A 12445-nucleotide genomic window follows, 5' to 3' on the forward strand; every position below is an offset into this window, starting at 1 on the left:
ATCGACATTTTGCGAAGCGTCTTTCAAATGAACTTGCATTCGGGAGCATTACTGCATGGCGGAGCCATCATCTTTCTCAACTTTAAACTTCGGTTGCTCCGTCCCACCTTATCTTATAACGCACGAAACGTTAATCAGCAGTCCGCCGCCACTCTTTACTTACCCAGACCACCCTTGTGCTATAACGAAGACAACATCCAACGGAAGTCCGCCGTTACTCTTTACTTACCCAGACCACCCTCTTGTGCTATAACGAAGACAACATCCAGCGGCAATCCGCTGTTACTCTTTACTTACCCAGGCCATGCTTGGGTTATAAAGGGAAAACAACTTTTACAATCGCTGTGAAACTTGTATCTCTTCAGGAACCTCCCTCTCCGGAAAAAATCCCGCTTTGTAAAATAAAACCAAAAGCAGAGGAAAAACCGGATAGAGAACAGAAAAACCAAAAGAACTTACTTATACTTTGCCGGTTGAAAAACAGGAATCCCCTTGTTCCGACTCTCGTTTGCAACGATGCAAAGCCGGAATAAGGGGATTTATATTAAATAACTTTCAATCGGCAAGAATTTCAATCATCAAAAAACGCTTTAAGACACTTGCCTCGCCGCATCAGTCCTGCCGAAATTTTCTATTTAGAATTTATATCCTACGCTAACCGCATAATTCAGATTCTTAGGTCCTTTATCAGCCAGTTCCGTCAATCCGAATTGTCCGTCTAATCCGACAATGAAACGATTGAACTCCAGTGCAAGGCCGACTCCCAAACCAAAATCGAAACGGTTTAAGAACTTATTATCGTTATTTTCGAATTCGATATCGCCAAAATTGCCGACAAGCTCGCTCAAAGGCACATCTTGGGTCTTTCCGCCTTGCTCGATGGTCACTTTATCAACCTTGCCGAAAGAGTTGAATTTCATTTTCAATTTTTCATCATTCATTCTCAAATCAACTTTCGTTTTCCCGCCAATACCGTATCCGGCATAAGGACCTGCCGTAACAACCAGATTGGTTTTATTGGCTACATTGAAACGGGCTGCCAGCATCACGGGCAGTTCCAGATACATCTGATTGACTGTCACCTTAGCTTTCCCCCGTACATCCTCCAGTTCACCTTCGCTATCCGCCTTACATCCTTTAAGCGAAAAGAACAAAGAAGGCTGCAATGACAAAATATTGCTGAACATATATTCTGTTCCCACACCGGCTCTGAAACCAAGCTTGGTGTCCACCTCGTCCTCAGACCAACTGCTCAGATTCATGCCAACTTTGGCATTCCAACCGTTAAATTGCGAGAAACCCATAACCGAAACCATTGCAAACAGAACAAACAAAATACTCTTCTTCATATTTTTTAAGTTTTAATTTTACCGTGCAAATGTATCATCGTTCTCCGAACGGAACAAATTTTTCATCAAGAAATCTTTAAGAAATAGGAATTGTACATAAAAAAAGGGAATTCCCTATTTTAAGAAATTCCCTTGACTGATCTATAATTATATGTATCGCTCTCCGGCTAGAATGTGTAGTAAACGCCGAACGCCAAATCTTCACCGCTCAACGAGAACCCATAGCCGTCCATACCGTAGGCGTAATCGTCTCTATATCCCAGGAAGCCGAATTTGGCAACCAAGCTGAAACGCTTGTTCAGGTTGACGGCAATTCCGGGTTTGAAACCTATTTCGAAACCACCTTCGGAATCATGATGTTTCACTTTTGTCGACGACAGACCGATCGTTCCATCTACAAAAAGGCGAACTACCTTATTTTCATAGAAAGAATAACGGACGTAAGGAGCAAAGAACGCAGTCTTCCGATAGAGCGAAAAATCGTCTTTATCCCAACTGCGACGCGCAAAACCGAACGCCGCGCCCACAGTCCATTCCTTGTTCAGGTTGTAACCGATTTCGGGAGCAATCGCATAATACGTTTCATCGGCATCGTCATTGTGCCACAACGAAGTCGTTCCGCCGACATAGACCTGTGCTTTTACCGATAAGGCAGCAGCAACCATAAAGAATAAAATTAGAATCTTTTTCATACATTTTCAGTTTTAGTTAAACAATACGGATGTATCACATCCGGCTATATTTCATTTTACAAGCGACAAAAGTATGCACATTTATCGAAAACAACAACAAAATAAGTTGATTTGTTTGGAATCGGACAAAGGAGATGCTGCATTAAACAACCTTTTTGAATGAATTTACATTAATGGAGATATGGTCTATCGCTCCGGTTTGTAGCGTAGCAGAGTGATTTTCGTATGTCTCGATAATGAGATTATGAAGCTGCAGAAACGCTACCTTTTCATCGTTGTTTTGAGTCGACAATGCTACATCGAAGCCTAAACGTTTGTAGAACGCAATAGTAGCCTGAATATCGTTAGTGGGAATGCCTATGTGTTGGACTCCCGACAAAAGTCTTTTATATCCATAGTAACATTTTTATCATTTAGAATGAAAAGACTTGTGCGCCGATTTGCAGAAAAGCTCTATCTCCCTGTGGATTCCACATAGCACACGCATATAGCGGCATTTCCCACTTACCGATGTTTATACGATGTGTCACCTTCAACATGACATGTACGATGCCCGCCTTGTTGCCATAGAAATGCGAGGAGTCGCCCGAACGGTTCAGTGCGAATGCGCCACCGATGCCCATATCCACTTGCCAGCTCTCTTTTTGATAGATAGGGTATTCAGCGTAACAGAAGGTAGAATATTTGTTTTCCGTATTCTGCGCATTACGATCGCGACCGAAGATAACGGTGCTCCAACTCAGCAAGAGCGGAAACTTCTCATCGAAGCGATAGTCAACTATAGCATCAAGGAAACGCCCGGTTTCGCGTGCCCGGTAGTTGAAGAACTGACGATTATTGTAAGTTGCACCGGGTGAGAAATTATATATATCCCAGAAGCTAAGGGAAAGACCCCGATAGCGAAAGGAAAGATGATTGTTGAACTCCTTGTAGGTGCCGGTGGTGTTAGTACCGCCCCACAAACCGAAGTTAACCAATCCGTCTAACAAGGTGCAGTTGACGTCTGCCGTTAGCACCAGCCCATCTGCCACTTCGATACCTCTCCACAGGTGATTGTTCTTCACATCTGCACTGAAATGGAGTTGTGCCTGCGCTTGGCAGGCACAACAAAAGGCTAAGAGGAAAAAGAATTTTCTTATCATACACTTTCAGATAAAAAAGTTTCGGGCAGCAAAGGCATGGCACCATTTTGCGTACATACATATGCCGATACTTGTACTGCCAATTCGTGTGCTTGACGCACATTCTTCCCTCGCAGCAAGGCAGCGATGAAAGTAGCGGTGAACGAATCTCCTGCTCCCACTGTGTCCGCAACTACTACTTTGGGTGTTTCTACAAACGATATATGACCGGGAGTAAACACGTAGCTGCCATTGATTCCACAAGTCAGTATCAGCATCTTCAGGTTATACTTTCCCAACAATATCCAACACTTGTCCTGCAGATCAATGCCCGGATAACCGAACATACGACTGATAGCCACTAACTCTTCGTCATTAATTTTCAATATATTGCACTTCTGCATGGATTGACAGAGTATTTCTTTGGTATAGAATCCTTGACGGAGGTTGATGTCGAATATCTTCAATTCCTGACCTGTTCGAGGCATCATGTCCAGGAAGCTGTTGATGGTGTTTCTGCTGACCTCACTTCGTTGTGCCAATGATCCGAAGCATACGGCACGAGTATGAAGGGCAAGTTCCCGCAGTTCATCTGTGAACGGAATATTATCCCATGCTACTTCTTCCTTTATTTCATACTGGGGTACACCACCAGCATCGAGCGTTACCTGTACCGTACCTGTCGGATAAGCGACTTTAGGAAGAATGTGTTTTAACCGTTTGGCATTAAGGCTTTCTATGAATTCTTCTCCCAACTCATCTTCGCCTACCGCACTGACTGCACAGCTCTCCAAGCCAAACTGCGACACATGATAGGCAAAGTTAGCAGGAGCACCGCCCAGTTTCTTTCCGTCGGGAAGCACATCCCAAAGGGCTTCGCCGATACCTACTACTATATTATCCATAACTCTCTATATTTGGAAAGTTTATTATGATATTCTGACTACCGACTTCACGATATTGGCCTTGTCACGCACGCTACTATCCATTGCATTTTGGATATCATTAAGCTCGAAGATATTCGTTACGATACCTTTCAGATTGACCTTGCCCGATGCCACAGCTTCGATGGCCATCGGATAGATGTGACGATAGCGGAACACGGTCTTAAACGTCAGTTCTTTGTCGAGCGCAAGACTCAGTGGAAGAGTCATTTCCCCAGTTTTGGAGTAACCTACGAGAACAATAGTACCGCCCTTCTTGGTTATATGAATGGCTTGACGGGTGGTAATCTCCATACCTGCCGTTTCGATAACGAGGTCCACCCCTTTTCCCTCGGTCAGACGGGCGACAGCCTCCTGTATATCCTCCTCTTTGGAGTTGATAACACCGGTAGCACCCAGCTCTAATGCCTTATCCAGGCGCTTCTGCATAATATCCACGACATAGACTTTAGAAATCCCTTCGGCTTTTAATGCCATCATCGAAACCAGCCCGATGCAACCTGCGCCAAATACCACAGCCGTTTGTCCGGCATGTGCGTCTCCCTGGTTGGCAGCATGGAAGCCTACTGCAAGCGGCTCTATCAGCGCACCTTCCATAGTATCTACATTGTCGGGTAATTTGAAGCAAAGATCGGCTTCGTGGGCCACATATTCCTGAAACACACCGTCTACGGGAGGAGTGGCAAAAAATATCACATCCGAACAGAGATTATATTTCCCTTCACGACAAAACTCGCAGTGTCCACAAGTCTTTCCCGGTTCCAGTGCCACACGGTCTCCAACTTTAAGGTGTTTCACACCTTTGCCAACTTCCACCACTGTACCTCCGGGTTCATGTCCTAATACAAAGGGGGGCTTCACAATGTAGTCACCGATGCGTCCCGTTTCATAGTAGTGCATGTCTGAGCCACAGATGCCTACATACTCTAATTTCACCAATACTTCGTTATCTGCCGGTTGAGGGATGGGACGTTCTATAAAACCCATTTGCCCGATACCGTTCATGACTGCTACTTTCATTGTTCCTTTCATAATACTTTTATTTTAAGTTAAACTTCTTTATTACCTTTGCTCTTGTTGTGAGCTATTACTTTTATAATACGATTGTATATCTTCTTATTCATCGGATAGAAAAACAGGATGATACCTGTCAGCACCCAAAGTGCTCCGGGAATGGTGCTGAAAGAATGCCGCATAATAGAAATGACCTCTTCGTTTTGTACCGCATTCGATACATATCCTGCCGCTCCTAACACCAATGCCAGAAGCGAAGTGCCTAATGCCATACCTATTTTATTACCTAACGAAATGAATGCGTACTGAAATCCGTCGTTACGAATCCCTGTGCGCCACTCTCCGTACTCCACGCAGTCAGGGATAATGGCATAAATAGCCGTATTGAAACCGGAGAAGAAGAATTGAGACAATGCCGCAAAGACGTAAAACGGTATAGGCGAACTGTTAGGACTGAAAAAGTAGAGTGCCATCATCGTTGCACCTGTGCCCAAAGCAAAAACCGATGCCGACCAACCTTTATTAGACGTCCATCTGAACATCAGCGGGAAACAACCTGCTCCGATGATGGAAGGCACAATGATGGCCAGCGAGTAGAGAGAGAAGAGCGAAGCACTACCTTCCACATAAGTAAAATAATAGAGCATATCCGCATTTCTGCCGTAGAGTACAAAGCCGAACAGAATTTGTCCGAGTAAGGCAAGTAGATAAGGTCTATTCTTCAATACGGCTCTCAATTGTACTTTCAAGGGTATTTTCTGCTGTGCGGGAGGAATTTTCACCACTTCCTTGGTCTTGGCAAAACAGAAAAGATGGCAGGCTGCGAAAATCGCTCCATACAGAATAGCAATCCACAAATATCCCTGTTTCATATCACCATTACCGAAAAGCTCAATTAATGGAATAGTGATAATATTGATAATACCGATAGCTACCATAGCACTGACAGAGCGGGCGGTGTTGAGTTGAGCCCGTTCGTCCATGTTTTGAGTCATGGCGCCGCATAGTGTACCGTAGGGGATATTGACACACGTATATCCCAACACGAGTATACAGTAGGTCACCGACATGTATATAATCTTGTTGGTTTCACTCCACTGAGGATGTGCCCAAAAAGTCAATACCAAGACAAAAGCTGTCAGAGGTGCACCTACTAGCAGCCACGGGCGATAGCGTCCCCAACGTGTACGGGTTTTGTCACTCAGGCTACCGATAATCGGATCGTTGATGGCATCCCAAAAGCGGGAAAGCAACATCAAGGTAGCTACGGCACTCATGCTGATCCCGAATACATCTGTATAGAATATCATCAGGAAATTTCCAACAAACATCCAACTGAAGTTGCAGCCAACATCACCCATTCCATAAGCAAGTTTGCTGATGAAAGGTACTTTTGATGAATTTAATTCGCTTTTCATAATATTTTTCTTTAATGTTTTCTGCTGCAAAAATAAATCTATAAAATGCAGTAAAAACAATTATTTTAAAAGAAAAAAATCACAACCGTTCCCGAAACCGTTCCCATTTTTCGCAACCGATCCCGAAATAATAAAGAGAATATCGTATCTTTGCAAAAAAGAAGTCTATTAACCGTAAGAATGACATGAAATACACTACTATTATAGACATAGCCAAAGAATTAGGGATCTCCAAGTCTACTGTATCACGCGCTTTACGCGGGGATGATTATAATGTCAGTAAAGAAACTAGGCAGAAGATATTGGAAACTGCTAACCGCTTAGGCTACAAGCGTAACGAACTTGCAGTCAACCTACGTATGCAAAGTACCCGCACCATTGGTATTGTAGTGCCCGAAATGATTACCCCGTTCTACATGAAATTCATCACCCATGCTCAGGAAATACTAAACAAAGCCGGTTATCGGGTCACCTTGGCACAATCACACGAAGACCCTGAGGCTGAACGACTGAATTTGCAGATGATGGAGGATTATCGGGTAGAAGGTATTCTCATCAGCGTTTGTCACGACAAAAAGAACCGTGAATTCTACCAAAATTTTTTGGACAAAGGCATTCCATTGGTGTTTTTCGATCGTACAGTGGAGGATATTTCTGCTCCTAAGGTAAAGATAAATGATTATATCAAGGCATTCTTTATGGTAGAACATCTTATCCGTAACGGCAAGAAACATATTATTCACCTCGCAGGTCCTTCGTACATTCAGAATGCAAAGGAACGAAAAAAAGGCTATAAGGATGCGCTGGAAAAGTTTCGCTTGCCTTGTCCAGCGGAATATATCGTCGATGCAGGCGTCAACTTCACCGATGGTAAGCAAGCGGTGGAAGCACTTATTAAAAAAGGCATTCCTTTCGATGCCATATTCTGCTTTACAGAAATGTCGGCATTGGGTGCCAAGAGTTGTTTGCAACGATACAATTATCACATACCGGAAGAAGTGGCAATCTGCTGCATATCCGGTACAGAATTATGCATGTTGGTGCATCCTTCCGTCACTACTGTGGAACAACCGGTCATGTTGATGGCAGAGGAAGCCTCACGACTGATCATGGAGAAGATAGAAAATTTTTCCGTAGCAGATGAGACGGTGATACTGGAGGCGGAGATGGTAGTGAGAGGCTCAACGTTGCCATTGACTTAGGTCTTTTCGCTTTAATATGACAACGGATTGTCGAAAAAAAACATGGGGAGATCAAGACTTTGATCAAAAGTATAAGACATGTTTATCAGTAGACTGTCATCGATACTACTTATTCCAAAATTCCGGGTTGCAAATCTGTATAACAGGAAAAGATATACTTGCTACTACCCATATGCTCAACGATAGATTTATTCTTTTTTCAAACAGCATCACTTAAAAATCATGCGTATGCTGACTGACATTGCGAAAACAGAGAGAACCACGAAGATAAACGAATTTGGCCGTGTAGGATAATTTACTATTCCGAAATCAAAACGAAAAAATCTGCATACAAACGATATATGTAGACGATTCAATAGGACTGTGTAAATGAGTTCTATGGCATCAGATTCAAAAAGAGAATCTATAATCTATTGAAAATTAGGCTGTAATGCTCCGCGATTATAAGGAGATTACAGCCTAATTCAATAATTAAGTGGGATTAACGCTATCCCTCTATGGCAGCCTGCGCCGCTGCTAACGGGTACTGATTTTCAGCAACATATATCGGGATTGGGAAACATTTGGGAAACATTTAGAGCATGTACTGCACATTCTGCTTCCATGTGCCAATCGATTAATTTCTATTCTTTGCTATTGTCCTTTCTATTTTTTAGGGTTGATACTAATCGCTTCACATGCCTTTTAGCACGTTCTGCAAATTTTGCTTGCAAAATTAACGAATAATCTACAGAACACCAAACTTCCTGCAAGTTATTCGCGTTTTTCATGCAAAATAAGCCGTTTTATTGATAAACAAGCACCAAATCATATACTCCAGAGGGCAGTTCTCTTTCGGTAAAAAGAAAAGGCTTGCCAGTCCATGCAGTTTAGGTTTAAGTTTAGATGGGCTTATATATATAATAAGGTAGGTAAACTTGAATTGAGAACAGGCAAGTTTATTTTTCCAAGTTTGAAAGGGTCATGTATATATACATGGATGAATGTAAACTTAAACCTGCTGCCATATTTTCTCTTTTAATCGAAATGAGACTCTGATAAATACGAACACCTCATAAAATGTAGTAAACTACGGGGAATTTTTATATTCTCCGTAACTTTTTACGAATAACATTCGTGATTTTCGATAAATGATTGTAACTTTGCACCCAAAACAGTGAATGAGATGAATAGAAAAGACATCATAGAAACACTGCAAAAGCAAGGCGGTTTCATGACCACAGGTGAAGTGAAAAGCCGTGGTGATTACGAACACCTGCGCCGTGCCACAGTGGACGGAACGCTAATGCGAATCCGTCAAGGTGTTTATGCCGAGACTTCTGCGCTGGCAAACAATATGATTGATGTACTGCGCATAGTACCTAACGGGGTGCTTTGCCTTTATAGTGCATTTGCCCACTATGGACTTTCTACGCATGTGCCAGCAGCTACATGTATCGCCATCGATGCCAAGCGAAAGGTACGTCTGCCCGAATATCCTCCCATAGATCTATATTATTGGAAGAAGGAGAACCTTGAGTTTGGCGTTGTGGAAAAGGAGATTTCGGGATACAAGGTTCTTATCACAGACATGGAGCGATCTGTATGCGATGCCGTAAAGTACCGCAACAAGATAGGTCTTGACGTGTGCGGTGAGGTAATTGACAATTATCTCAAAAATGAGAATCGCAACATCACGCTTCTCCATGAATACGCAGGGAGACTAAGAGTAAAGAACATCTTGACTAAATATCTGGAGACCAGACTATGACAAAGAATATTGGAAAGTCAATTAAGACACGTCTGCTAAACCTGGCAAAAGAGGAGAAGCAGGATTACATGAAGGTGCTTGTGAGATACTTGCACGAACGCTTGTTGTTCCGCATTTCAGCAAGCCCTTATAAAAGTCACTTCTTGTTGAAAGGAAGTTCCCTGCTGTTTGCATTGGATGGTTTTAAGGCTCGACCCACCATCGACATTGACCTGCTCGGTGAGCGCATCAGCAATGATAGGGACAGTCTTAAAGAAGTGTTCCAAAAGGTATGCAGTGTGGAATGTGAGGATGATGGTGTCCGTTTTGATGCTGGTTCTCTTGAACTGGAACCGATAGCCATTGAGAAGAAATACCCAGGCACTTGTGTGAAGGTTGTGGCCCACTTGGACACTATAGTGCAGCAGGTATCTGTTGACATTGGCTTCGGTGATGTGGTTACGCCTTATCCTGTCTCATTGGATTACCCATTATTGCTTCCCGATGTTCCAGCTGTAGAAATCTATGCCTATTCGCTGGAAACGCTGATTGCTGAGAAGTTTCACACCATGGTTGACCGCGACGAGAGTAACAGCCGTATGAAGGATTTCTTTGATGTGTACCAGCTCTTCACCTATCATGAAATAGACAAAGCTCTTCTAGAAGAAGCCATAGTCAGCACCTTCAAGAACAGAAATACATCATACAAAGATAACCTCGCCCTGTTCACGAACACGTTTGCCCAAGACGATACACGTAATGCCTGGTGGAAAGCATTCTTGAAAAAGATTCGTTGGAAGGAACATATTGACTTCTCTGATGTAATGAACTGCATTAAAGAGAATCTACAAGAATATTGGAAGGAAGATGTCTTGGGACGATAACTGAACAATCGCCCCCGCTTCTTTACTACATATATAATAAAGCATTGAATCCTTGTCTGCAATAGGCAAGGATTTTTTGTTGCTTATACAGCAGCAAATCTTTTTTCCTTTACTGAGGCTCCTCAAATGGCTATTGCTTTTCGCTGGAGCCTTATTTCGTTGTTATGTACAGCAACTTGACCTCTATAGTATGATTATACAAAGAAAATCATACTTATTTTGTAATGTGTGTTAAGTATGATACGCTTAACCCTGAAATTTTTCTTTGTTCGTTGAATTATATGTTCCTTTGCACTGATTTTCGGGATAACACAGGACAAGCGTCTATCTTCCGAGTATGATAATTATTATATTGGATAACATAAAAATCAAATTGAACAATGTCAGGATTTGTAATATTTGCACTCGTCCTAACCTTTGCTTATGTGGTGTACTTCGCAGTGCAGATCACTTTAGACCTCCACGGAAAGAAAGTTGAAAAAAGTACAGAAGAAGAGACCTATGATGTCAGTGACATGGCCAACGAGGAGCAGCCTGTTGCGGTGGAAGAGCACAGCGATGACCCTGATTTAAGCGTCCCCACCTATACAGAACAGGTAACGGAGGATGGACTTAGGGTTTTGAACCCAACAGGTAAATCAGTAGTAGTCAACCCTCCTGTAGCTGAGGAAACTCCACAACCGTCCCAGACGGAGCAGCCCGTAACAAGCCAGGAACTCAATGAAGAGAATGATGCGCACTTGGAGCATATCGACCCCAAGGCTCAGTGCAGTTTCTTTGCTGATGAGTTTATGCAGAATCTCAACGAGAAGCATAACAAACGAAAAATAGAGAAGAAGAATGCCAGGGATAAGATGTAAATACAATCAATTGTTTGCCATTGCAGGCATCATGCTCCTCTTGCCCATGTCAGCTTCTGCCAAATGCGGTGGTGTTGATTACAGCTGGGGAGCTGATGCTCTTAGCAATGCCCACGATTTCACTGTGACCATGATGCTCTACGTGGTTTATCTCCTTTATGCCATATCAGCCATAGTTGCCATCATTGGCGCACTACAGATATATATAAAGATGAATACAGGCGAAGGAGATGTTACCAAGTCCATCATGATGCTTATCGGCGCATGCCTTTTCATGATAGGTGCCACCATCCTTTTCCCTGCCTTCTTCGGCTATAACATAGTATAGGTACAAAAGATTAAGGATAACAAAGACATCTCAACCTGCAGGAGAGATAATTGTGTGTAGTAACAAATTAAGTAAATCAAAAGAAAGCAAATGAAGAAAATCAAAACAATTGCGAAAAATCTGTTTGGAGCCAAGCGAATGAAGACGCTTGCTTTGATGCTCCTCTGTGGCACCATTGCCACCTATGCCCAGAACGCCGCTGGTGATTACACTGCCGGTACTGATGCTCTGGCAACCGTCACGGAGGAGATTGCCAAGTACGTGCCTTTCGTCGTGAAGCTCTGTTATGCCATCGCTGGCGTTGTTGCTGTGGTCGGTGCGATCTCGGTTTACATCGCCATGAACAACGAGGAGCAGGATGTCAAGAAGAAGATCATGATGGTCGTTGGCGCATGTATCTTCCTTGTCGCAGCAGCCCAGGCTCTGCCTCTGTTCTTCGGTATCTAACCTATCGTTCAAGCAATAGAGATACATCATGTCAGCAATAAACAACGATACTCAGTACGTCTGTTATCCCATGTTCAAGGGACTGCAAAAGCCCCTCGAATTTATGGGGTTTCAAGGTCGCTACATCACCTGGGCAGCCTGTGCCGTTGGTGGAGCCATTCTTGGCTTCATCATCACCTACTGCATCCTTGGCTTTGTGGCGGGTCTCCTCGTCCTTGCCGTTTCTCTCTGTACTGGTGCAGCCCTTATCTTCTTCAAGCAGAAGAAGGGGTTGCATACCAAGAAGGAGGATCATGGTGTGTTCATCTATGCTTGTTCGCATAGAATGTGATTAAACTCAATTCAAACGTAAACAAATGAGCAAGTGTGTTGAAATCTGAATAGTGTAACCGATAGGCTCACCCTTTCGTCAGGATGGGCCTATCTTCATATCAAGTTAATGTAAACCCAGAACAAG

At 43.2% G+C, this 12445-nt stretch carries 14 protein-coding genes; 7 read left to right on the plus strand and 7 right to left on the minus strand.

Translation table 11 applies throughout. The features are described 5' to 3' along the window. Positions 1–635: 635 nt before the first annotated feature. The 7 genes from C234_RS0100980 to C234_RS0101010 form a co-directional block, all read right to left on the minus strand. On the minus strand, positions 636–1349 hold the full coding sequence (locus tag C234_RS0100980; RefSeq protein WP_027324222.1) for a porin family protein: 714 nt from the start codon (positions 1347–1349) through the stop codon (positions 636–638). Positions 1350–1516: 167 nt separating this feature from the next. Next, positions 1517–2041, minus strand: coding sequence for an outer membrane beta-barrel protein (locus tag C234_RS0100985; protein WP_027324223.1), 525 nt, complete (start codon positions 2039–2041; stop codon positions 1517–1519). 142 nt (positions 2042–2183) lie between these two features. Then, on the minus strand, positions 2184–2420 hold the full coding sequence (locus tag C234_RS15620) for a VOC family protein (protein ID WP_051290105.1): 237 nt from the start codon (positions 2418–2420) through the stop codon (positions 2184–2186). A 34-nt stretch (positions 2421–2454) separates the two neighbouring features. Next, complete coding sequence (locus C234_RS0100995; protein WP_248596462.1) at positions 2455–3183, minus strand: hypothetical protein; 729 nt, start codon at positions 3181–3183, stop codon at positions 2455–2457. Continuing rightward, a complete protein-coding gene (locus C234_RS0101000) occupies positions 3180–4067 on the minus strand; it encodes a carbohydrate kinase family protein (RefSeq protein ID WP_027324225.1) in 888 nt (295 codons plus the stop codon). The genes C234_RS0100995 and C234_RS0101000 overlap by 4 nt, the downstream gene beginning before the upstream one ends. Positions 4068–4091: 24 nt before the next feature. Continuing rightward, complete coding sequence (locus C234_RS0101005) at positions 4092–5138, minus strand: NAD(P)-dependent alcohol dehydrogenase (protein WP_027324226.1); 1047 nt, start codon at positions 5136–5138, stop codon at positions 4092–4094. A 17-nt stretch (positions 5139–5155) separates the two neighbouring features. Continuing rightward, positions 5156–6538, minus strand: coding sequence for an MFS transporter (locus C234_RS0101010; RefSeq protein WP_027324227.1), 1383 nt, complete (start codon positions 6536–6538; stop codon positions 5156–5158). Between the two features lie 185 nt (positions 6539–6723). On the opposite strand from C234_RS0101010, the gene C234_RS0101015 reads away from it, so the two are divergent. The 7 genes from C234_RS0101015 (at position 6724) to C234_RS16935 (ending at position 12319) form a co-directional block, all read left to right on the plus strand. Continuing rightward, on the plus strand, positions 6724–7740 hold the full coding sequence (locus C234_RS0101015) for a LacI family DNA-binding transcriptional regulator (protein WP_027324228.1): 1017 nt from the start codon (positions 6724–6726) through the stop codon (positions 7738–7740). 1165 nt (positions 7741–8905) lie between these two features. After that, positions 8906–9490, plus strand: a complete 585-nt coding sequence (locus tag C234_RS0101025; protein ID WP_027324229.1) for a type IV toxin-antitoxin system AbiEi family antitoxin domain-containing protein — start codon at positions 8906–8908, stop codon at positions 9488–9490. Between the two features lie 68 nt (positions 9491–9558). Continuing rightward, the gene (locus C234_RS0101030; protein ID WP_345917261.1) at positions 9559–10353 is read left to right on the plus strand and encodes a nucleotidyl transferase AbiEii/AbiGii toxin family protein; all 795 of its coding nucleotides are present in this window, start codon (positions 9559–9561) and stop codon (positions 10351–10353) included. Between the two features lie 380 nt (positions 10354–10733). Next, entirely contained in the window at positions 10734–11213 is a 480-nt protein-coding gene (locus tag C234_RS0101035; protein WP_027324231.1) for a hypothetical protein, read from the plus strand. Continuing rightward, positions 11194–11541, plus strand: coding sequence for a DUF4134 domain-containing protein (locus tag C234_RS0101040; RefSeq protein ID WP_034536820.1), 348 nt, complete (start codon positions 11194–11196; stop codon positions 11539–11541). Before C234_RS0101035 ends, C234_RS0101040 begins: the two co-directional genes overlap by 20 nt. Positions 11542–11631: 90 nt before the next feature. Further along, on the plus strand, positions 11632–11988 hold the full coding sequence (locus tag C234_RS0101045; RefSeq protein ID WP_027324233.1) for a DUF4134 domain-containing protein: 357 nt from the start codon (positions 11632–11634) through the stop codon (positions 11986–11988). Positions 11989–12016: 28 nt separating this feature from the next. Then, positions 12017–12319 carry a DUF4133 domain-containing protein gene (locus C234_RS16935; protein ID WP_081688085.1) on the plus strand — a complete coding sequence of 101 codons (303 nt, stop codon included), beginning with the start codon at positions 12017–12019 and terminating at the stop codon, positions 12317–12319. The last annotated feature ends 126 nt before the right edge of the window (positions 12320–12445 follow it).

It is taken from the genome of Bacteroides pyogenes DSM 20611 = JCM 6294 (assembly GCF_000428105.1).
In the GTDB taxonomy this organism is placed as follows: Bacteria; Bacteroidota; Bacteroidia; order Bacteroidales; family Bacteroidaceae; genus Bacteroides; species Bacteroides pyogenes.

Excerpts from the sequence above, each read along its gene's own strand:
- C234_RS0101015 (WP_027324228.1), top strand. The coding sequence starts at position 6,724 with ATGAAATACACTACTATTATAGACATAGCCAAAGAATTAGGGATCTCC.
- C234_RS0100995 (WP_248596462.1), bottom strand. The coding sequence starts at position 3,183 with ATGATAAGAAAATTCTTTTTCCTCTTAGCCTTTTGTTGTGCCTGCCAA.
- C234_RS0101035 (WP_027324231.1), top strand. The coding sequence starts at position 10,734 with ATGTCAGGATTTGTAATATTTGCACTCGTCCTAACCTTTGCTTATGTG.
- C234_RS16935 (WP_081688085.1), top strand. The coding sequence starts at position 12,017 with ATGTCAGCAATAAACAACGATACTCAGTACGTCTGTTATCCCATGTTC.
- C234_RS0101045 (WP_027324233.1), top strand. The coding sequence starts at position 11,632 with ATGAAGAAAATCAAAACAATTGCGAAAAATCTGTTTGGAGCCAAGCGA.
- C234_RS0100985 (WP_027324223.1), bottom strand. The coding sequence starts at position 2,041 with ATGAAAAAGATTCTAATTTTATTCTTTATGGTTGCTGCTGCCTTATCG.
- C234_RS0101010 (WP_027324227.1), bottom strand. The coding sequence starts at position 6,538 with ATGAAAAGCGAATTAAATTCATCAAAAGTACCTTTCATCAGCAAACTT.
- C234_RS0101040 (WP_034536820.1), top strand. The coding sequence starts at position 11,194 with ATGCCAGGGATAAGATGTAAATACAATCAATTGTTTGCCATTGCAGGC.
- C234_RS0101025 (WP_027324229.1), top strand. The coding sequence starts at position 8,906 with ATGAATAGAAAAGACATCATAGAAACACTGCAAAAGCAAGGCGGTTTC.
- C234_RS0101005 (WP_027324226.1), bottom strand. The coding sequence starts at position 5,138 with ATGAAAGGAACAATGAAAGTAGCAGTCATGAACGGTATCGGGCAAATG.
- C234_RS0101030 (WP_345917261.1), top strand. The coding sequence starts at position 9,559 with ATGAAGGTGCTTGTGAGATACTTGCACGAACGCTTGTTGTTCCGCATT.
- C234_RS0101000 (WP_027324225.1), bottom strand. The coding sequence starts at position 4,067 with ATGGATAATATAGTAGTAGGTATCGGCGAAGCCCTTTGGGATGTGCTT.
- C234_RS0100980 (WP_027324222.1), bottom strand. The coding sequence starts at position 1,349 with ATGAAGAAGAGTATTTTGTTTGTTCTGTTTGCAATGGTTTCGGTTATG.